14 protein-coding genes are annotated in these 19,786 nt (G+C 62.8%); 7 read left to right on the forward strand and 7 right to left on the reverse strand.

Features of this window, described 5'->3' with window-relative positions; translation table 11 throughout:
* Window positions 1–12 precede the first annotated feature (12 nt).
* Window positions 13–3,303 (forward strand): EAL domain-containing protein, encoded by a 3,291-nt coding sequence (locus AZKH_RS10815; RefSeq protein WP_015435809.1) that lies wholly within the window; start codon window positions 13–15, stop codon window positions 3,301–3,303.
* 59 nt (window positions 3,304–3,362) lie between these two features.
* A complete protein-coding gene (locus tag AZKH_RS10820) occupies window positions 3,363–5,267 on the forward strand; it encodes a B12-binding domain-containing radical SAM protein (protein ID WP_015435810.1) in 1,905 nt (634 codons plus the stop codon).
* A gap of 2 nt (window positions 5,268–5,269) precedes the next feature.
* Here the strand turns inward: AZKH_RS10820 and AZKH_RS27465 are convergent, their stop codons facing one another.
* Window positions 5,270–5,584: a hypothetical protein gene (locus tag AZKH_RS27465; RefSeq protein ID WP_015435811.1), complete on the reverse strand. Its 315-nt coding sequence runs from the start codon at window positions 5,582–5,584 to the stop codon at window positions 5,270–5,272.
* A gap of 204 nt (window positions 5,585–5,788) precedes the next feature.
* Between AZKH_RS27465 and AZKH_RS10830 the strand changes: the two genes are divergently transcribed.
* The 3 genes from AZKH_RS10830 to AZKH_RS10840 all read left to right on the forward strand — a co-directional run bounded on the left by AZKH_RS10830 (window position 5,789) and on the right by AZKH_RS10840 (window position 10,651).
* Entirely contained in the window at window positions 5,789–6,304 is a 516-nt protein-coding gene (locus AZKH_RS10830; RefSeq protein ID WP_015435812.1) for an O-acetyl-ADP-ribose deacetylase, read from the forward strand.
* Between the two features lie 129 nt (window positions 6,305–6,433).
* Window positions 6,434–8,134, forward strand: coding sequence for a diguanylate cyclase (locus AZKH_RS26330; RefSeq protein ID WP_015435813.1), 1,701 nt, complete (start codon window positions 6,434–6,436; stop codon window positions 8,132–8,134).
* Between the two features lie 207 nt (window positions 8,135–8,341).
* A complete protein-coding gene (locus AZKH_RS10840) occupies window positions 8,342–10,651 on the forward strand; it encodes a bifunctional diguanylate cyclase/phosphodiesterase (protein WP_015435814.1) in 2,310 nt (769 codons plus the stop codon).
* A 66-nt stretch (window positions 10,652–10,717) separates the two neighbouring features.
* Here AZKH_RS10840 and AZKH_RS10845 read toward each other — a convergent pair whose 3' ends face one another.
* From AZKH_RS10845 to AZKH_RS10855, 3 genes are all read right to left on the reverse strand, one after another.
* A complete protein-coding gene (locus AZKH_RS10845) occupies window positions 10,718–11,269 on the reverse strand; it encodes a phasin family protein (protein WP_015435815.1) in 552 nt (183 codons plus the stop codon).
* Window positions 11,270–11,438: 169 nt separating this feature from the next.
* A complete protein-coding gene (locus AZKH_RS10850; protein WP_015435816.1) occupies window positions 11,439–12,092 on the reverse strand; it encodes a response regulator transcription factor in 654 nt (217 codons plus the stop codon).
* Complete coding sequence (locus tag AZKH_RS10855) at window positions 12,089–13,654, reverse strand: PAS domain S-box protein (RefSeq protein ID WP_015435817.1); 1,566 nt, start codon at window positions 13,652–13,654, stop codon at window positions 12,089–12,091. The genes AZKH_RS10850 and AZKH_RS10855 overlap by 4 nt, the downstream gene beginning before the upstream one ends.
* A 99-nt stretch (window positions 13,655–13,753) precedes the next feature.
* On the opposite strand from AZKH_RS10855, the gene AZKH_RS27275 reads away from it, so the two are divergent.
* Window positions 13,754–13,969: a hypothetical protein gene (locus AZKH_RS27275; RefSeq protein WP_156822088.1), complete on the forward strand. Its 216-nt coding sequence runs from the start codon at window positions 13,754–13,756 to the stop codon at window positions 13,967–13,969.
* 32 nt (window positions 13,970–14,001) lie between these two features.
* On the opposite strand, the gene mnmC is transcribed toward AZKH_RS27275, so the two are convergent.
* Both mnmC and lysS read right to left on the reverse strand, forming a co-directional pair.
* Complete coding sequence (gene mnmC, locus AZKH_RS10860) at window positions 14,002–15,915, reverse strand: bifunctional tRNA (5-methylaminomethyl-2-thiouridine)(34)-methyltransferase MnmD/FAD-dependent 5-carboxymethylaminomethyl-2-thiouridine(34) oxidoreductase MnmC (RefSeq protein WP_015435818.1); 1,914 nt, start codon at window positions 15,913–15,915, stop codon at window positions 14,002–14,004.
* 71 nt (window positions 15,916–15,986) lie between these two features.
* A complete protein-coding gene (lysS, locus tag AZKH_RS10865; RefSeq protein ID WP_015435819.1) occupies window positions 15,987–17,495 on the reverse strand; it encodes a lysine--tRNA ligase in 1,509 nt (502 codons plus the stop codon).
* A 171-nt stretch (window positions 17,496–17,666) separates the two neighbouring features.
* Here lysS and AZKH_RS10870 point away from each other — a divergent pair, with 171 nt between their 5' ends.
* Window positions 17,667–19,475, forward strand: a complete 1,809-nt coding sequence (locus tag AZKH_RS10870) for a methyl-accepting chemotaxis protein (RefSeq protein ID WP_041656075.1) — start codon at window positions 17,667–17,669, stop codon at window positions 19,473–19,475.
* 50 nt (window positions 19,476–19,525) lie between these two features.
* Here AZKH_RS10870 and minE read toward each other — a convergent pair whose 3' ends face one another.
* A complete protein-coding gene (gene minE / locus AZKH_RS10875) occupies window positions 19,526–19,786 on the reverse strand; it encodes a cell division topological specificity factor MinE (protein ID WP_015435821.1) in 261 nt (86 codons plus the stop codon).

The following is a 19,786-nucleotide window of genomic DNA, read 5'->3' on the forward strand; positions in this document are numbered from 1 at the left end:
GGGAGCGTACCCGTGGCCAAGGTACTCGTGGTCGACGACCACCCACTGAATCGCGAGCTGATCGTCACCCTGCTGGGGTACGACGGCCATGAAGCGATCGAGGCCGGCGATGGCGCGGAAGCCTTGTCGATTGCGAAGGCTCAGCATCCGGATCTGGTGATCTGCGACATCCTGATGCCGACGATGGACGGGTATGAATTCGTCCGGCGGCTGCGTGCGGACCCCTCGATTGCAGACACGGAGGTGATGTTCTACACGGCCAACTACCACGAGCGCGAGGCACAGAACCTGGCGAACATCCTCGGTGTGTCGCGCATCCTGGTCAAGCCATGCCCGGTCGAGGAGATTATGGGGGCCATTGACCAGGCTCTGACGGGCGGCCACAAGCCGGCTCCTCAACCGGCGAGCAGCGAATTCGACAATGAGCACCTACGGGTCCTGACCAACAAGCTGGCCGCCAAGGCCGAAGAGCTGGAACATGCCAACCAGCGTCTCGCCGCGCTGACCGAGCTCAATCTCCAGCTTTCCGCCGAGCGTGACTTGAGGGCGCTCCTGGACAAGGCCTGCCAGGGCGCCCGCGAGCTGACCGGCGCACGCTACGCGATACTCAGCATCGAGGGACGGAGCAATGGCCGAAGCCTCGTGTTTCTTGGTTACGGCCTTTCGCCCGAGGAAACGGACCGCCTTCACGAATGCGCATTCGATCATGGGGTGATCGGCCGCATGCTGCGCGAGCGCAGACCCGTCCGCTTCACGAACCCCGGCGGAAACCCGGCCGGCATCGGCCTGCCCGGCGACTTCCCGGCCGTGCATTGCGGCGTGGCCGCCCCGATCGCATCAGCGCTGTCGGTATTCGGCTGGGTGTGCCTGATCAACAAAGTGGGGGCGCCGGAATTCACCGAGCAGGACGAGTGGGTCTCGGGCGCACATGCCGCGCAGGCTGGCCGCATCTACGAGAACTGGCAGCTGTACGGCCAACTCGAGCGACGGGCCGACGACCTCGCCCGCGAGGTCGCGATGCGCCAGCGCACCGAGCAACAATTGCATCGCGTGCTGCGCGCGCGCAAGGTGCTGGCGGAATGCAACCGGTCGCTCGTTCGTGCGACCGACGAAAACCACTTGCTGGCGGAACTGTGCCGATTCCTGATCGAACTCGGCGGCTACGGCGCAGCCTGGGTCGGGCTGGCGCGCAAGGATGCGGCGAGGACGATCGAAACCGTCGCACATGCCGGCGACGACGCCAGCTTTCTCGATACCGTCCGCTTCTCCTGGGCTGACGACGACTTCGGGCAAGGTCCCGCGGGCGTGGCGGTACGCACGCGCATGCCGCAGATCGTCCACGACATCGCCACCGATCCTCGTCTTGTCCGCTGGCGTCAGGCGGCGCTGGAACGCGGCTTCAACGCGGCGGCAGCGCTGCCTCTCAAGTACGAGGCGAATACCTTCGGCGTGCTGTGTATCGTCGCGGCCGAGACCGATGCATTCGACGCCGACGAGGTCGAACTGCTCGTCGAGCTGACCGACGACGTGGCCTTCGGCATGCACGCACTGCGCGCGCGCGTCTTGCAGCAGCAGATGGAAGAGACGCTCAGGCTGCGAAACCGCGCAATCGACGAAAGCATCAACGCCATCGTCATCAGCGAGGCGAACCTCGACGCCGACAACCCCACCATCTACGTCAATCCCGCGTTCACGACGATGACGGGATACCGGGCCGACGAGGTACTCGGCCGCAATCCGCGCTTCCTGATGGGGGACGACTGGGATCAGCCGGATATTCAGCGGCTGCGGGACGCGGTTCGCGAGGGTGCGGATGCACGGGTCCTCCTGCGCAACTACCGCAAGGACGGCACGCTGTTCTGGAACGAGATCTCGCTCGCCTCGATGCATGACCCGTCCGGCAAGGTCTCGCACTTCATCGCGATCTTCAACGATCTCACTGACCGCCGGCGCTACGAGGCCGAACTCGAACTGCAGGCCAACCACGATGCGCTGACCGGGCTGGCGAACCGCAACCTGCTGAACGACCGGCTGCAGCAGACGATGATCCATGCCAAACGCAACGGCTCCTCGGTGGCCGTCATGCTGCTCGACCTTGACCGCTTCAAGGTGATCAACGACAGCCTCGGCCACGCCGCAGGCGATACCCTGCTCCAGGAGGTGGCCCGGCGCCTGATTTCAAGTGTCCGACAAGGCGATACCGTCGCACGGTTGGGCGGCGACGAGTTCATGATCGTGATGCCGGAGCTTGGCGCCGAGAGTGACGCCGTGATGCTTGCATCGAAGCTCCTCGAGACCATTTGCGCGCCGATGATGCTTGCCGGGCGCAGCATGGTCGTGACTTGCAGCCTGGGCGTCTCGCTGTACCCGCGAGATGGGCCGTGCGCCGCCAACCTCCTCAAGAATGCCGATGTGGCGATGTACCGGGCCAAGGAAATCGGGCGCAACCGCTTCCAGTTCTACGCGCCCGAGATGAACATGCGGACGCTCCAGCGGCTTGAGATCGAGAACGGACTGCGCCGCGCGCTCGAGCGCAAGGAACTGGAGCTGTACTTTCAGCCGAAGATCGAACTCGTCGGCGGATCGGTCGTGGGGGCCGAGGCCTTGATCCGCTGGCGTCATCCCGAACTCGGCATGGTGTCGCCGGGCGAATTCATTCCCGTTGCCGAGGAGACTGGACTGATCGTGCCGATCGGCGAATGGGTAATCGGCGCGGCCTGCGAGCAGCTCAAGGCCTGGCGCGAGGAGGGACTGGGCGACGTGAGCCTCGCCGTCAACGTTTCGGCGCGGCAGTTCCAGCAAGAAGAACTTCTCGCGGTGCTGGAAGATGCGCTGCGAGCCTCGGACATCCCCGCCCGGCAACTCCTGCTCGAAGTGACCGAGAGCGCCGTGATGGACAATCCGGAGAAGACCATCGTCACATTGGGTGAACTCAGAAAGCTCGGCGTGCGCACCTCGCTCGACGACTTCGGCACCGGCTACTCGAGCCTCAACTATCTCAAGCGCTTCCCGATCGACAGCCTGAAGATCGACCAGTCCTTCGTCGCGGACCTGACCACCTCGGCCGAGGACGCCGCCATCGCTCTGATGGTGATCTCGCTCGCCCACAGCCTGAAGCAGACGGTGATCGCCGAGGGCGTCGAGACCGAAGCCCAGCTCGAATTCCTGCGTCGGCACGGATGCGACGAAATGCAGGGCTACCTGTTCAGCCGACCGCTCCCGGCGGCGGCCTTCGCGCAACTGCTGCGGGACGGCACGGGCCTGTCGCTGGCCCCGTTGAAGGCGGACAGAACCTTCCACTGAAGGAGGCGGTCCGGTGAAGTATCCGGGCTAAAATAGAGCCCCGAGTGCAGTGCAGAACAATGTCCCAATCGTCCCCACGCGTCCTGTCGGTCATCCCGCCGATGACGCAACTCAACACGCCATACCCCTCGACCGCCTACCTGACGGGCTTTCTGCGCTCGCGCGGCATCGACGCCGTCCAGGAGGACCTCGCCCTCGCGCTCGTGCTCAAGCTCTTTTCCCGTGCTGGCCTGGACGTCATTCGCGCTCGTGCCGAAGTGTGTCCCGAGCGCAAGCGCAGTCCGCGCGTGAATGCCTTCCTCGCGAGCTTCGACCGCTATAGCGCCACGGTCGAACCGGTCGTCGCCTTCCTGCAAGGGCGCGATTCCACGCTCGCTCACCGCATCTGCGGCCGCAATTTCCTGCCCGAGGGTTCGCGTTTCGAATCGCTGGACGTGTACATCGATCCTGAAGGCGGCGATCCGCTCGCCTGGGCCTTCGGCATGCTCGGTCTCGAAGACCGCGCCCGGCACCTCGCGACGCTCTACCTCAACGACCTCGCCGACGTCGTCCGCGAAGCCATCGATCCGCGCTTCGAATTCGTCCGCTACGCGGAGTCGCTGGCGCAGAGCCAGGCGAGCTTCGATCCGCTCGCCACGGCACTTGCCGAGCCGCTCAACCTGATCGACGAAACGCTGCGCGACTTGACCCTGCAGACGATTGCCCGCCATGCGCCGCAACTCGTGCTCCTCTCCGTGCCTTTCCCCGGCGCCGTCTATGCGGCCTTCCGCATCGCCCAGGCCATCAAGGCCCACGATCCGGCGATCGTTACCGTGCTCGGGGGCGGCTTCGTCAACACCGAGTTGCGCGAACTCGCCGAACCGCGGGTCTTCGACCATTTCGACTACGTCACGCTCGACGACGGCGAACGCCCCCTGCTCGCACTGCTCGACCACCTGCGCGGCGGACGCTCCCGCTCGCGGCTCGTGCGCACCTTCTTCCGCGACGAACAGAGCGGGGCGGTTCGCTACGTGAACATCGGCGAGGCGGACGTCGCCTTCGCCGAGGTCGGCACCCCGACCTGGGACGGCCTGCCGCTCGACCGCTACCTGTCGGTGCTGGACATGCTCAATCCGATGCACCGCCTGTGGTCGGACGGGCGCTGGAACAAGCTGACCGTCGCGCATGGCTGCTACTGGAAGAAATGCAGTTTCTGCGATGTCAGTCTCGACTACATCTCGCGCTATGACGGCGCCAGCGCGGCAACCCTGGTAGACCGCATCGACGCGATCATCGAAGAGACCGGCCAGACGGGCTTCCACTTCGTCGACGAGGCCGCCCCCCCGAAGGCGCTGAAGGCGCTCGCGCAGGAACTGCTCGCCCGCAATCGCGCAATCTCGTGGTGGGGCAACATCCGCTTCGAGAAGTCCTTCACGCCCGAACTTTGCGAGTTGCTCGCGGATAGCGGTTGCATCGCCGTCTCAGGCGGCCTCGAAGTCGCCTCGGACCGGCTGCTGAAGTTGATGAAGAAGGGCGTGTCGGTCGACCAGGTCGCACGCGTCACCAGCGCCTTCACGAACGCCGGTATCCTGGTGCACGCCTACCTGATGTACGGTTTCCCGACGCAGACCGTGCAGGACACCGTCGATGCCCTCGAATACGTCCGCCAGCTCTTCGAAGCCGGCTGCATCCAGTCCGGCTTCTTCCACCGCTTCGCCTGTACCGTGCATTCGCCGGTGGGCATGAATCCGGAGGAATACGGCGTCTCGCTCGTGCCGCTGCCGCCAGGAAAATTCGCGCGCAACGACGTGAAGTTCATCGACCCCACCGGGGCCGATCACGACAGCCTTGGCATTGCGCTCAACAAGGCGCTATACAACTACATGCACGGTATCGGGCTGGAAGAGGACGTGCGCAGCTGGTTCGCCGGCCGCGTGCCCCGCACCCGCGTGGCGCGGCACTTCGTCGCCAGCGCGCTGGGCTGATATCAGGCGACGAACCACTTGTAGCTGTAATAGATTCCGATCCCGACCATCAGATAAACCATCAGCTGGGCGGGCCAGCCTCCCTTGCCGGGCACGAGGCCCCCGTTGAGGAAGGCACGGATCGCGAAGTAGCATCCGATCAGTGTCGGCACGATCAGTATCGGGTGCTGCGTCTGCGTATCCCAAACGCCGCCGAGGACGCGCGAAAGCAATCCGTCCGGCTCGAAGAAAGACCACGAAAGACCTGTTACGCCAATGACGATCAGCGCCAGAAAGACGGCACTCTCAAGCGTCTGCAAACCTTCCTTCAGTGTCATGTGACCCGGTCCCCGTATTCGGCTATGCAATTCCGTTCAGCCAGATGATAGCCGTGACGGCGCTTTCCGGCGAGTCGATGTGATGCCGGCGCATGACGTAGGGCTCGGCCTGAAAGCCTTGCTCCATGAGCGGCGGTCAAACGGAAGCCTGATAATGTCATAAGCGGGAGTGGATCTGCAGGAGCAATCGAAGGAGGAAAGGCAATGGACATCATCGTTGGGGATATCACGACGCTGAAGGTCGATGCGATCGTCAATGCGGCAAACGAGTCGCTTCTCGGCGGCGGGGGCGTCGACGGAGCAATCCACCGCGCGGCAGGCCCCGAGCTACTGGCCGAGTGTCGTACCCTGGACGGTTGCGCGACCGGCGACGCGAAGATCACCAAGGGCTACCGATTACCCGCGCGCCATGTCATCCACACCGTCGGACCCGTGTGGCACGGCGGCTCGCGGGGCGAGGAGGCGCTGCTCGCGCGCTGCTACATGCGCTGCCTCGAACTCGCCGACGCCCATGCCCTGCATTCGATCGCCTTTCCCGCGATCAGCACCGGCGTATACGGCTATCCGAAGGGCGCTGCCGCGGCCGTTGCGCTGCGAACCGTCGCCGAAACGCTGCCCAGATTGAAGACCCCGATCGAGGTGACTTTCTGCTGCTTTTCCGAGGCGGATCGGGACGTCTACAAGCAGGCTCTTGCCCGTTCGGCCCAGGGGATGGAGTAGACGCACATTGCAAATGCATGTGTCCACACTAGCCTTTGGTGGTAGATCAGTTATGCTTGGCGCCTTGCCGGTTCCTGTTACCAAAAGTTACTGTCCCACGGAGTGCCGGCCTCCCGGGCGGAGACGTCGATGCGTTCAGGCAAGCTCGCTTTCCCGCAGTTCTTCCATCTGCGGATTCGCCACAAGATCATTCTCGCGGTCAGCATCGCCATCTCCATCGCGATGCTCATTGCGGACGGATTGCACAGCTGGATGCAGGAACGTTCGGCCCTGTTGGAGCGGGAACATTCACTCACCGTCCTGACGAACAGCATTGCCGAAGGCATCGAAGCGATCATGATGACGGGCTCGACCGAGGCCGCCATTTCCTTCACCGGGCATTTCAAGAACATTCCGTACATCACGGATTTCAAGATCATCCGTTACGACGGGCACGAGGCCTTCACGGACAACAAGACCATCGAGCAGGTCAACATCACGCTCGAAAAGGAACGCTACGAGCGGCGCAGGGAGGAGCAGCACGCGCCGATCCTCCAGAGCAACGACGAAAGGCTGGTCCAGGCGCTCGACACGAACGAGATCGTCTCTTACTACCACGAGTCGGACGGGGGACAGCGCCTGCTGACCTTCCTGGCGCCGATCAAGACCTCCGCGGACTGCCGCGACTGCCACGCATCGAAGCGCACGCGTGGCGTCATCCAGCTCACGACCTCGCTGTCGGCAATCGACGACAGCCTCGTCGCCTCGCGCAAGCACTCCTTCCTTGCCTTGATCGCAACGCTCGCCGTCACGATCCTGATCGCCGGCAACCTGCTGCGGCGTTCGGTCACCGGACCGATCGAGCAGCTGATGAGCGGGATGCAGAAGATCTCCCAAGGCGATCTCGAGCAGACCGTGGAGATCCACCGCAACGACGAACTGGGGGAGATGGCACGGATCTTCAACGTCATGACCGCGGAGATCCGTCAGACCCAGGCAGGCCTGCGCCGCGAGCAGGACAAGCTGACGACCATCATCCACGGCGCCGATGAAGGGATCGTCGTGACGGACGGTATCGGCAACGTGGTGCTGGTCAACCCGGCCGCCGAAGGGCTGCTGAGCAAGACTGCCGCGGAAATCATCGCGAAGGGCTTCCTCGAACTCTTCGACAACCCCGAGGAAATGCAGAAGTGGCTCAAGCAGCGGACCTCGAACGAAAACATCATCAAGGTCTATAACAACCGCCTGTTCCAGGTATACGTGTCGATGATCCAGGACGCGCACGGCCTGGCGATCGGCTCGGCCGCGCTGATCCGTGACGTTACCGAGGAAAAGCGCCTCGAAGAGGAACTTCGCCGCCTGTCGACGACCGACGCGCTCACAGGCCTCTACAACCGCCGCCACATGGATTACGTGCTGACCACCGAGTTCAGTCGCGCGAGTCGGACGAACACGCCGTTCGCGGTGATGATGTTCGATATCGACCACTTCAAGAAATTCAACGACACCTACGGCCACGACCAGGGCGACCGGGTCCTGCAATGCGTCGCCAAAAGTTTCCACGACAGCCTGCGCAAGTACGACACCGCGTGCCGCTATGGCGGCGAAGAGTTCCTCGCCATCCTGCCGCACACCAACATGGACGGCGCGATCAGCGTGGCCGAGCGGGTCCGCACTGACGTCGAGAACATGGTGGTCGACGGCCTGAAGGTCACGATCAGTCTCGGCGTCGCCGCCTACCCGGAACTGGCGATCGAGACCACGGAACAACTCGTCGAGGCCGCTGACAAGGCGCTTTACTGCTCCAAGAATCGCGGACGCAATTGCGTCACCCGCGCCGAATACGCATAGCGCGAGAAAGGGACGGCGTCTTCAGCCTCCGGCCGCCCCGACGAAGCATAAATTGACAATTCGGGGCGCGACAATCGTAGGAATACGGACGACGCGGCCTGGGCAATCATGCTTGAATAGATGTATCAAATTATTCGAGGCAATGACGTCGAATCTGCCGCAAACGGGCTGTAGACCGTAACGACCCGAAGACCGAACAAGAGTCCCATGTCGCCGCAACCCTCAACCTCCGATGCGCAGAATGGTGTTTTCAGGATCGTCCTGACCTATTCGGCATTCGCTGCGCTCTGGATCCTGCTCTCGGACAAGATCCTGGGCCTGCTGTTCACCAACCCCGAGGTCATCGTCGTGGTCAGCGTAGCCAAGGGCTGGCTGTTCGTGGCGATTACCGCGTTGTTGCTCTTCGGCCTCCTCGGACGCCTTGTCGGCCAGATCCAGGACAGCCACCGGCGCCATATCGCCTCCGAAGTCGAAAAGCGCCGAGCCCTGCAATTGCTCGCTGCAATTTCCGACAGCTCGGCGGACGCGATCTTTGCGAAAGATACCCAAGGACGTTACCTCCTGTTCAACCGCGCTGCGAGCGAGTTCATCGGCAAGTCTTCCGCGGAAGTGCTGGGCAAGGACGATCGCGAGATCTTTCCGCCGGAGCAGGCTGAACGGTTGATGGCGTTCGACCGGCGGGTTCTCGCCGAGAATCGCGTGATCAGCCACGAAAGTACGCTTCAGACGGCCGATGGCAAACGTGTCTTCCTCGCCACCAAAGGCGTCCTGCGCGACGGCGATTCGGATGTGATCGGCGTCTTCGGCATTTCCCGCGATGTCACGGATTACAAGCAAGCCGAGGCGGAGCTTCGCATCGCTGCGACGGCCTTCGAGTCTCAGCAGGCAATGCTCATTACCGACCGCGACCACGCGATTCTCCGAGTGAATCAGGCCTTCACCGCGGTGACGGGTTACTGTGCCGACGAAGCGGTCGGAAAGAATACCGATATGCTCCAATCGGGCCGGCAGGATCCGATCCTGTGGAACGCCATTTGCAGCGATTTGAGCCGTAACCGCCTTTGGCAAGGCGAAATCCAGCTCTGCCGCAAGAACGGCGAAACCTTTCCCGCCTGGTTGAGCATTTCCGAAGTCGTCGACCGGGCCGGCACGGTCACCCATTACGTCGGATCCTTCATCGACATCTTGCAGCGCAAGCAGGCCGAAGAGCTGATCCACAACCTGTCCTTTTACGACGCCCTGACCGGATTCCCCAATCGACGCCTGCTCCTCGACCGTCTCAAGCAGACCGTCTTGTCCGGCAAGCGCAAGAGGCATCACGGCGCGATCCTCTTCATCGATCTCGACGACTTCCGGGCTCTCAACGATACGCGCGGCCACGAAGTCGGGGACGAACTGCTTGTCGGGGTTTCGCGCCGGATCAGGACCTGCGTGCATGGCGAAGACACGGTGGCGCGCCTGGGCGGCGACGAATTCGCGGTGGTGCTGGAGGGACTGAGCACCGAGCGGGATCCGGCTGCGATGCAGGCGAGGGAGGTCGCAAAGAGGATTCACGATGCGATCGGGCTGCCGATCGATCTGGCTGGCCAGGAATACGTCGGGACGTCCCGGATCGGCATCAGCCTGTTCAGCGCCGGCGAAACGAGCGTGGAAGAGTTGCTGAAGCTCGCTGACGCATCGATGTTCCAGGCCAAGCGCACTGGCCGCAACCAGATCCACTTCTTCGATGCCAGCATGCAGGCGGCGCTGGAAGAGCGCGTCCGAATGGAATCATGGTTGCGCAAGGCGCTGCCCGACCAACTCGAACTGCACTATCAGATGCAGGTGGACAGCGCTGGCCACGTCTTCGGTGCGGAAGCGCTGATCCGCTGGCGCCACCCGGAGAGGGGACTGATCTCGCCGGCGGCCTTCATTCCGTTGGCCGAAGAGACGGGCCTGATCCTGCCGATCGGCCGTTGGGTGCTGGAGACCGCCTGCCGACAGCTGAAAGCCTGGGAGACCGATCCTGCGACCCGCCACTTGCTGCTGGCGGTCAACGTCAGCGCGAGGCAGTTCCAGCAGCCCGATTTCGTCCAGGAAGTGCTTGAGGTGGTGGGTGCGACGGGGGCGGATCCGGCAAATCTCAAGCTCGAACTGACGGAAAGCACGCTGCTGGAAAATATCGACGTCGTCGTCGACAAGATGGTGGCGCTCAAAGCGCGGGGAATTCGTTTTTCGCTGGATGATTTTGGGACAGGATTTTCGTCCCTTTCATACCTGAAGCGTCTGCCGCTGGAGCAACTGAAGATCGACCAGTCCTTTGTGCGGGACGTGCTGGCCAACGCCAACGATGCCGCCATCGTGCGCACCATCATTGCGCTGGGACAGAGCCTGGGGCTGGACGTGATCGCGGAAGGCGTTGAAACGGACGCGCAGCGCAACTTCCTGGCTATCCACGGCTGCAACTACTACCAGGGCTATTTCTTCAGCAAGCCTCTCCCGCTTCCGGACTTCGAGAAGCGTCTGAGTTCGGGCTGAATACGGTTGCCCGGCGGGGCGGTGGGTCTGCTTTCTCCCGCCGGGGTGTAGGGCTCAAGCTGCCTGTCAGGCGGCCTTCTTGCTAGACTTGCCGGCCGTGGCGGCCAACACGGGCTGCAGCGCATTGGCTGCCGCAGCGAGGTTCGTTTCAGTGAGGCTGCGCGTTTTCTTGACGAAATTCTCGTACGTCGCGGTGGCATTGCTCACCGCCGACTTCACTGCGCTGATCACATCCGAAGTGCCCGCCGGTGCCGCTCCGGCGAACTGCTCCAGCGCATCGGCAACGTTCTGCGAGGCATCGTTGAGTTGACGCATCCCGAAATCCGCCAGTTCGCCCTGGGTGCGAACAAGCAGGCCGTTGATGTTGTTGAAGTACTCGACAGTCTGCTCGATCGACTTGGCCTGTACGCCCATGCCGGAGGCCAGTTGATCACGCAGTTCGCCTTCGATAACCGGCGTGACGGCTGACACATTGACGCACAGATTTCGGGCAGCGTCGAAGTTGAGCGCCATCAGCTGGCCGGAGGCATTCAGGAGGATGTCGGCGAGCGACTGGAAAGCGGAAATGTTACCGGTGGCTGCGTTGGCGATCTGCTGGGGTGACACGAGGGTGTTCATGCATTGGTCCTCTGACTGATGGATGTGGGAAACGCGGCGGCCGGACTGCGTCGCTCCGGGAATTGGAACTGCTATTCTGAAATGCTACGTTGATACGAGTCGCTCGCACATACACCGTTCAGCGTGTTTTGGCATACCGGCTATAGGGTATGCCGGCGCAGCCGAGTTGTCAGTCCGAAATCGACGTGATGCCATTGCGAATGGCATATTTCGTCAGCTCGGCGACGCTATGCACATCGAGTTTTCGCATGATGTTCCGGCGATGGACCTCCACCGTGGAGGCCGCCAGATGGAGCCGGTCCGCAATGCGGGCTGAGGTGTGGCCTTCGGCGATGAGTTGCAGCACTTGGCGTTCGCGCGCGGTGATGCGTGGCGTCGTGTTGTCCCCGGTTGCGTTGTAGAGAAGGGCATTTGTGACGGTCGCGGCAACGTCCGGGCACAGATAGGTCTTGCCCTGGCGTACTGTCTGGATCGCGCGCAGCAACTCCTCGCCGGCCTCGGCCTTGGTGACGTAGCCCCGGGCGCCCGCGTTGAGCAGGTCGAGCACGAACTGCCGGTCGGAAAATGCCGACAGGCCGATTACGCCGATTCCGGGTCGCAGCGCAAGCAGACGTCGCGTGGCTTCGATTCCGTTCATCAAGGGCATTGCAATGTCGATGCAGGCGATATCGACCGGATGATTGCGAGCAAGCGTCAACAGTTCGTCGCCGTTGCCGGCGACTCCGACGACCTCGATTTCCGGTTCACGGTCGAGCAAGGCGCGCAGAGCATGCAGGAACATGCGGTGATCGTCGGCAAGAATGACTCGGATAGGTGGGCTCATGGTTGTCTTCCTCCCGCCGAGAGCAAGTCGTCGGTCGGAGTAGCTGGGGAGTGGGTTGTTGGACGTTGGCGCACGGTACCGGAGTCGTGTTCGAAGACGACGGTGATTTCGGTGCCGGCGCCGGGGCGCGACATGATGGTAAAGCGTCCGCCGGCGAATTCGGCCCGCTCGCGCATCGTGATGAGGCCGATACCGTGGGTTGTGTCGCTGTCGGCAAGTTGTTTCGGATCGAAGCCGACCCCGTCGTCGGAAATCTGCGCCATGACCTGGCTTGTGCAATTCGCCAGGCGTACGCGCACGTAACGCGCCTTCGCATGCTTGGCGCAGTTCGTCAGGGCCTCCTGCACGATGCGGAACAGGAGCGACTGTATGTTAGGAGCGAGTTGCACATCGAAGCTCGCGGTATCGAGGCCAACACGGACGCCGGTTCTCTGGCTGAAGTGCTGGGTGTAGTCGTGCAGCGCGGGTACCAGTCCCGCGTAGTCTAGCGCCGCCGGACGCAGATTCGTGCAGATGTCGCGAATCCCGTTGGTGGTGTCGAGCAGCAGGCCGTTCGCGTCGTCGAGCAGGGGCTGCAGGTCTTCCCGCACTTCCGGTGGCAGCGCCTCCGCCAGGTTGTCCAGTGTGAGGCGCAGCGCGGCGAGGTTCGGGCTGGCGTGGTCATGAAGTTCCGATGCGAGCTTGCGCCGCTCGTGCTCCTGGACCTCGACCATGTGTCGTGAGAGTTCCGTGATGCGTGTTGCGTGTGCCGAACGCTCGAGTTCGAGCTGCTTGCGGTCGGAATTGTCGGAAACGACGGTACGGCTGGCTACGAAGCTGCCGTCGGCCTCGAAGATCGCGGTAGAGCTGAGCAGTACCGGTAGCACTGAGCCGTCCTTTCGCAGCAGGTCGAGCTCCATATTGCGGAGTACCCCGTTTCGCTTGAACACGCGGAAGACCTGCTCGAATAGTGCTCGGCTGGGGGCGCTGAAGAGATCCGCGGCCTTCATGCGGCCGATGACTTCCTTTCGCGTGAAGCCGAGCCAGCGCAGTTGCGTGTCATTGATGCGGATGATGGAGCCTTCGGCGTCGAGCGAGTAGTAGCCGCAGGGCGCATTTTCATAAAGATCGGCGATCTCTCGAGTCTGCCTGCGCAACTCTTGTTCTACCAACTTGCGCGCAGTCACATCCTGCGTCGTACCGTACAACTTGTACACACAACCGTCGGCGTCCTTGACCGGTACGATCGTCGTCGCATGGTAGCGTTCCGCACCCGAGGGCAGCCAAACCGTTTGCTCGAACTCTTCCCGCTCCCCGGAATCGATGACCCGCCAAAAGGTGTCGCGGGTCTGGTTGATCGATTCGGGGGAGTAATAGCCGAGGACTTCGTTGAGATCGGGAGTCCCGAGTTCGAGCGGACGTTCGAAGAGTTTGAACAACTCGGGTGACCAGTTCATTACACCGGTCTTGCGATCGAGCTCCCAGTCGCCCATGCGGACCACCGCCTGCGCTTCGCGCAAACGCGCCTCGCTTGCTCGCAATGCGGCTTCCACATCGTAATGGAGGCGTAAATCCTGGCTCATGGCAAACTCGCTGTCGTTGCGTCCTGAGGGTGCAACTCGGCCTCTTAGTCGCACGTGCCGCTTCCCCCACTACGGGGACGTGTTGGGGAGCCCGTACAAATGTGGCACCTGTCAGCGCGGATCAGCATTCCCGCTTTCATTTTAGTAGATTGGGCGGCGATACCGTTGTCTTTTTATCGCGAGTGGAAAAGTACTGTCATTTGTCATGAAATGACCAGCCATGAATTCGTCTCGGATTTTCCCGAAGCGCACGTCCCGCCTTGGATCGTGGCCGATCATACCGATCGCTGGGCAGCACAACTATACCCGGAATAGTGTATGCGGGCCGAGCGCTCGGCGCTTTGAGTCTATTCATCCATTATAGGATGTTTGATTGGACGCAGAAGAAAGCGAGCCGGATCCAGCGCGTCGACGAGGTCGCGTTCAAGGGGCAGGGGAGAGCCCGACAAGCTGCTCGCAAGCAGCTCTCCGGCAAGTGCCGCCCACACGAGGCCGCGGGCCCCGAAACCTTCGATGGTGTGCAAATCCGGGTGGCGCGGGATTGCCGTGAGAGCAGTGCCTCGCTCGATCGCGATCACGGACGGCAGGGCCCCGACCATAGGCAGCCGGTCCGGTGAGGCGGGGCGGAAGCCGACTCGGCCTGCCGGATCGGCGAGCTGTTGCAGCGACGCAAAACCGGGCAGGATGAAGTCCAGCTTTGCGAGGTTCTCCTTGTGGTCGGCGTCGCGCAGGGCGGCGGCGTCGTCGTTGACGGAGAATGTGGCGCCTGCGCAGCGGATACCGTCGATCGCCGGGCTGACGTAGCCGAGCCGGCAGACGACGACCTTGGGTGCGCTACCCGCACCTCCGGCGAGATGCGTCACCTGGCCACGCGCACTGCGCACCGGAAGTGCCGCAGCTTGTGCAATACCGCGCACCCCGACGCCATTCGCGAGGATTGCGACCGGCGCCGCGGCGACCGGTTTGCCCGAGGCGTCGTAGGCGACCCATTCGTCGCCGACCCGCTCGAGCCGCTCGACGCTGTGGCCGTAGTGGCAACGAATGCGGGACGGGCGGGAGGCCAGATTGGCAGCGCACAGGCTCGGCGGATTGACCCACGCGCCGCCGGGAAACCACCATCCACCCACGGGTAAGGGCCAGCCCGCGAGCCGGGACGCCTCGTCCGAATCGACGAAACGGAGGTAGTCGGAAGGAGGACTGTGTGCCTCGACCACCTTGCGTTGCTTGTTCTCGTGAACAGGGTCGCGCGCGAGGTGCAGCACGCCGCATGCATCCCAGCGGACGTCGAGGCCCTGGGCAGAGAGGCGGGCGAGGTGGCGGAGCCCATAGAGTGCGCCGGCGCGGGTGATGCGGGCGAGGCGATTGTCGTCGAGGCTCGGCAGCGGGCGGAGCACGCCAGCCAGGTTTCCCGATGCGCCGTGGCCCGGCCCGGGGGCACCGTCGACGACATCGACGAGCCATCCGTATTCGGCCAGGCGGGAGGCGATGCTGCTGCCCGCGAGGCCCGCACCGAGCACGAACGCGTGACGCCGAGCGCTTTCCACGGCGCGATCGGCACTCCCCGATTTGGGGAAACTCGCCCGCAGCATTTCACGTTTTCCCCGGAATCCCGGCGTCTTTTCGCATTCGAAGCCGGCCGCGGCGAGTGCCCGCCGGACTGGGCCGGATACGGACCAGGTCGCCAGCGTGGCGCCCGGGGCGGCCAGCTGCGGCAGGAGCTGCAGCAGATCTTCCGACCAAAGCTCGGGGTTCGCGGCCGGCGAAAAACCGTCGAGGTAGAAGGCGTTAGCCTGGCAGACGAGCTGCGGCAGCAGCGTGCGGGCGTCGCCGAAGAGGAGCGTCAGGACGACTCGTCCCTCGCCGAGATGGAGGCGGTGAAAGCCGGGCGTCAGCGCCGGCCACTGGGCCTGCAACTCTTCGGCAAGCGGGGCCAGTTCCGGCCACCGTGCATGGAGCGTCGCCAGGTCGGTGCGCGTGAAGGGGTGGAGTTCGGCCGAAACATAGTGCAAGCGTCCGCAACGTTGCTCGTCCTGTCGCCACGCGTTCCAGGTTGCAAGGAAGTTGAGGCCCAAGCCAAAACCGGTCTCGAGGACCGTGAACTGCTCGCGGCCCTGCCAGCGTTCGGGGAGACCGTTGCCGGTAAGGAACACGTGGTGCGATTGTTCCAGACCGCCATCGCGGGAATGGTAGATGTCACCGTACGCTTCGGATTGCGGCGTGCCGTCGTCGGTGAAGCTCAGCCGGGCGGGTTCGATCGGCATGGGCGGTCGATCCTGGTCCTGAAAAGAACCGGGCGCCTTGCGGCGCCCGGGTGTCCTGAAAACTGGACCGTTTATTCCATTCGCATCTGCGGGAACAGGATCACGTCGCGGATGCTCGGGCTGTCGGTGAGCAACATGACCAGGCGGTCAATGCCGATTCCGCAGCCGCCCGTCGGAGGCAGGCCGTATTCCAGAGCGCGGATGTAATCGGCGTCGAAATACATGGCTTCCTCGTCACCGGCTTCCTTGGCCTTGACCTGCTCGAGGAAGCGAGCGGCCTGGTCTTCCGGGTCGTTCAGCTCGGAGAAGCCGTTGGCGATCTCGCGCCCGACGATGAAGAGCTCAAAGCGCTCCGTGATCTCCGGGTTCTCATCGTTGCGGCGCGCAAGCGGAGAGACTTCAGCCGGATAGTCGATGATGAAGGTCGGCTCCCAGAGCTGCGCCTCGGTGGTCTCTTCGAACATCAGCAGTTGCAGCGAGCCCAGCCCGGCGCGCTCACGCGCTTCCGCACCGAGATCCTTGAGCTTCTTGCGCAGCCATTCGGCATCGTTTAGCTGTTCGACCGAGAAGCCCGGGTGGTACTTGCGGATGGCTTCGACGATGGTCAGGCGCGCGAAGGGCTTCGAAAGGTCGAGCTCACGCCCCTGATAGACGAAGACTTCGGTGCCGAGCGCTTCGCGCGCGGCCTGACGCAGTAGGCCCTCGGTGAAGTTCATCAGGCTGCGGTAGTCCGCGTAGGCCTCGTAGAACTCCATCATGGTGAATTCGGGGTTGTGGCGCGGGCTGAGACCTTCGTTACGGAAGTTCCGGTTGACCTCGAAGACCTTCTCGAAGCCGCCGACGACGAGCCGCTTGAGGTACAGCTCCGGCGCGATGCGCAGGAACAGTTCCATGTCCAGCGCGTTGTGGTGGGTCACGAAGGGCTTGGCCGATGCGCCGCCGGGGATCGGGTGCATCATCGGCGTCTCGACTTCGAGGAAGCCGTGGTTGACCATGTAGTTGCGAATCGACTGCACCATGCGGCTGCGCGCGACGAAGGTGAAGCGCGTCTGCTCGCTCATGATCAGGTCGACGTAGCGCTGCCGGTACTTCTGCTCGACGTCGGTCAGACCGTGGAACTTGTCCGGCAGAGGGCGCAGGCTCTTGGTCAGCAGGCGCAGTTCGGTGACCTTGACCGACAGTTCGCCGGTGCGGGTCTTGAACAGCGTGCCGGCGGCGCCGACGATGTCGCCGATGTCCCAGTGCTTGAATTCTGCGTAGACGTCCTCGCCCACCGCGTCGCGCGTGACGTAGAGCTGGATGCGGCCCGAGATGTCCTGGATCGTGATGAAGCTCGCCTTGCCCATCACGCGCTTGAGCATGATGCGGCCCGCCACGCGCACCTCGATCGGCGTCGCTTCAAGGGCCTCGGCTTCCTTGTCTCCGTACAGTTCATCGAGCTTGCCGGCAGTGTTCTCGCGGGAGAAGTCGTTCGGGTAGGCGCGACCGGAGGCGCGCCAGGCGGCCAGCTTCTCGCGGCGCTCGGCGATAATGTGGTTCTCGTCTTGAGGGACGAGGGCGCTATTGTTCTGATCGCTCATGAATCGTAGGGATACGGCAAAAAGATAATTGTGGCATGTCAAGGATGCTCGGGCAAATCCATCCTGAACTGACGGTCGGAAACTGAATAATCGAGAATCGGTTACGAGGCGCTCAAGTCTTCGGCTAGGATGCCCGATAAAGCACACAAATACCCCTACCCCGGAGAGACCATGGAGACCAATGTCGGACTGTACGAGTCGGTCGAAAAATTGTTCTGGAATTCGCTGACGAAGAAGCTTTCCAGTTTCCTGCTGCTGTTTTTCATCGACGTTGTATACGTTGGCATCTATATCGACCGGGAGCGCGACGTCCGCGAGCTGCTCGCGAAGGGCAAAGTAGCGCCGGAGCTCGTTCAGCAAGTGATCGGCGTCCTCGACGGCGGTGTCTATCTGCTGGCGGCGCTGACCATCATTGCCTTGTGTCTCAATGTCGGCCAGATACTGTTCATCCGGCACCTGATCGTTCGGCCGGTGCGCATCATCACTGGCGTCTTCAACGAAATCGCGCGCGGAGAGGGTGATTTCTCGCGCAATCTGCCGCTCGTGACGCATGACGAGCTGCGGGACTTGGCTAGAAGCTACAACCTTTTTGCCGAGAAGATGCGCCAAGTCATCAGCGATGTACGCACCGCAAGCGTCAATATTGCGCGCGATGCGGTGCTGGTCAAATCCCGTGTCGAGAGTTCCGCGGCCGACGCCCGTCAGCAGGGCCAAATGACGGAAGTGGTCTTCAGCGCGAGCGTGGAGTCCACCGCTGCAATCGAGAGTGTCTCGGCGAGCACGCAGCAGATTTCGTCGTCGACGACAAAGAACCTCGATATCGCCCGTGAGTCTCTCGACGAGATGCGCGACATCGCGGACAAGATCAATGCGGTGAGCGAAAAAGTCGTGCGCTTCAATTCGACGGTGGATGATCTTTCGAAGCGCTCGGTGAGCGTCAAGGAGATTGCGTCGTTGATCCGCGAGATTGCAGATCAGACGAACCTGCTGGCGCTGAATGCCGCAATCGAGGCGGCACGGGCGGGCGAGGCGGGACGCGGCTTCGCGGTGGTCGCCGACGAGGTGCGCAAGCTTGCGGAGCGCGTGAACACGGCTGCGGTCGAGATTACGGGCAACATCGACGGCATGATCACGCGGGTGATGAACACCCGCGCAGAAAACGAAGTGATCAACAGCGACATGCTGCAGGCGCGCGAAGTGGTCGGTCGCTCGGCGACGCAGTTCGAACACATGGTCGGGGAATTCGAGACTACCGGCGAGCAGTTGCTGCAGATCGCTGCGGCGATGGAGGAACTGTCCGCGACCAATGCCCAGGTCCATGACAACGTGAATGCGATTCACGATCTCTCGGGTATCGTCGCGCAGCACATGAGCGAGTCGGAGGAATCGTCGCTGAAGCTCGCACGCGCGACGGAATCGGTCCAGGAGTTGGTGTCGCGCTTCAAGATCGGCAAGGGTGCGTTCGACCGTGCAGTCGAACGCACCCGACTCTTCCGGGATGCAATCCAGACGCAACTGACAGAGATGCGCAACGCGAATGTGGACGTCTTCGACCGGCGTTACGAGCCGATCCCGAATACCGATCCGCAAAAATACCGCGTGTCTTGGGGTAACGAGTATGGCCGCCGCTGCCAGCAGATCATGGAGGATTGCGTCGGTTCGGTTCCGGGTGCCGCCTTTGCCGTGGCGGTGAATAACGACAGCTACTTGGCCGCGCACAACCTGAAGTTTTCGAAGCCGCTGACCGGCAATCGGGACGTCGATCTTGTCGGCAACCGGACCTGCCGCAAGTTCGAGACTCCCGCCGAGCTGCGCGCCGCGAAGAACCGCGAGCCGCTATTGCTGCAGACTTACCTGCGCGATACCGGCGAGATCCTGTGCGATATTGCGATGCCGATCATGATCGGCGAGCGCCAATGGGGCAACGTCCGTGTGGGCGTGCCGGCAGCGGCCTTGCTCGAGGCAAAATCGGAAGGGTAGAAGCGACGAAGGGCTCCCGGGATCGCTCCTGTGAGCCCTTACGCCTTTCGTCAGCGGCCCTGCTCGGGCAGGACGATATTGACTTCGAGGACTTCGTAGTTGTCCTGCTTGTCGAGCTGCACCTTGATGTCGTCCGGATTGACCGCGACGTACTTCGAGATGACCTCGATCAGCTCGCGCTGAAGGGCCGGGAGGAAGTCCGCCTTCGGTGCCCCGCCGCTGCGCTCATGGGCAATGAGCAAGGACAGGCGGTTCTTGGCGATCTCCGCGGTCTTTTTCTTCTCGCCGAAAAGGCGGGCCAGCAGCGACAT

Origin of the sequence: Azoarcus sp. KH32C (assembly GCF_000349945.1) — a bacterium.
Classification (GTDB): domain Bacteria; phylum Pseudomonadota; class Gammaproteobacteria; order Burkholderiales; family Rhodocyclaceae; genus Aromatoleum.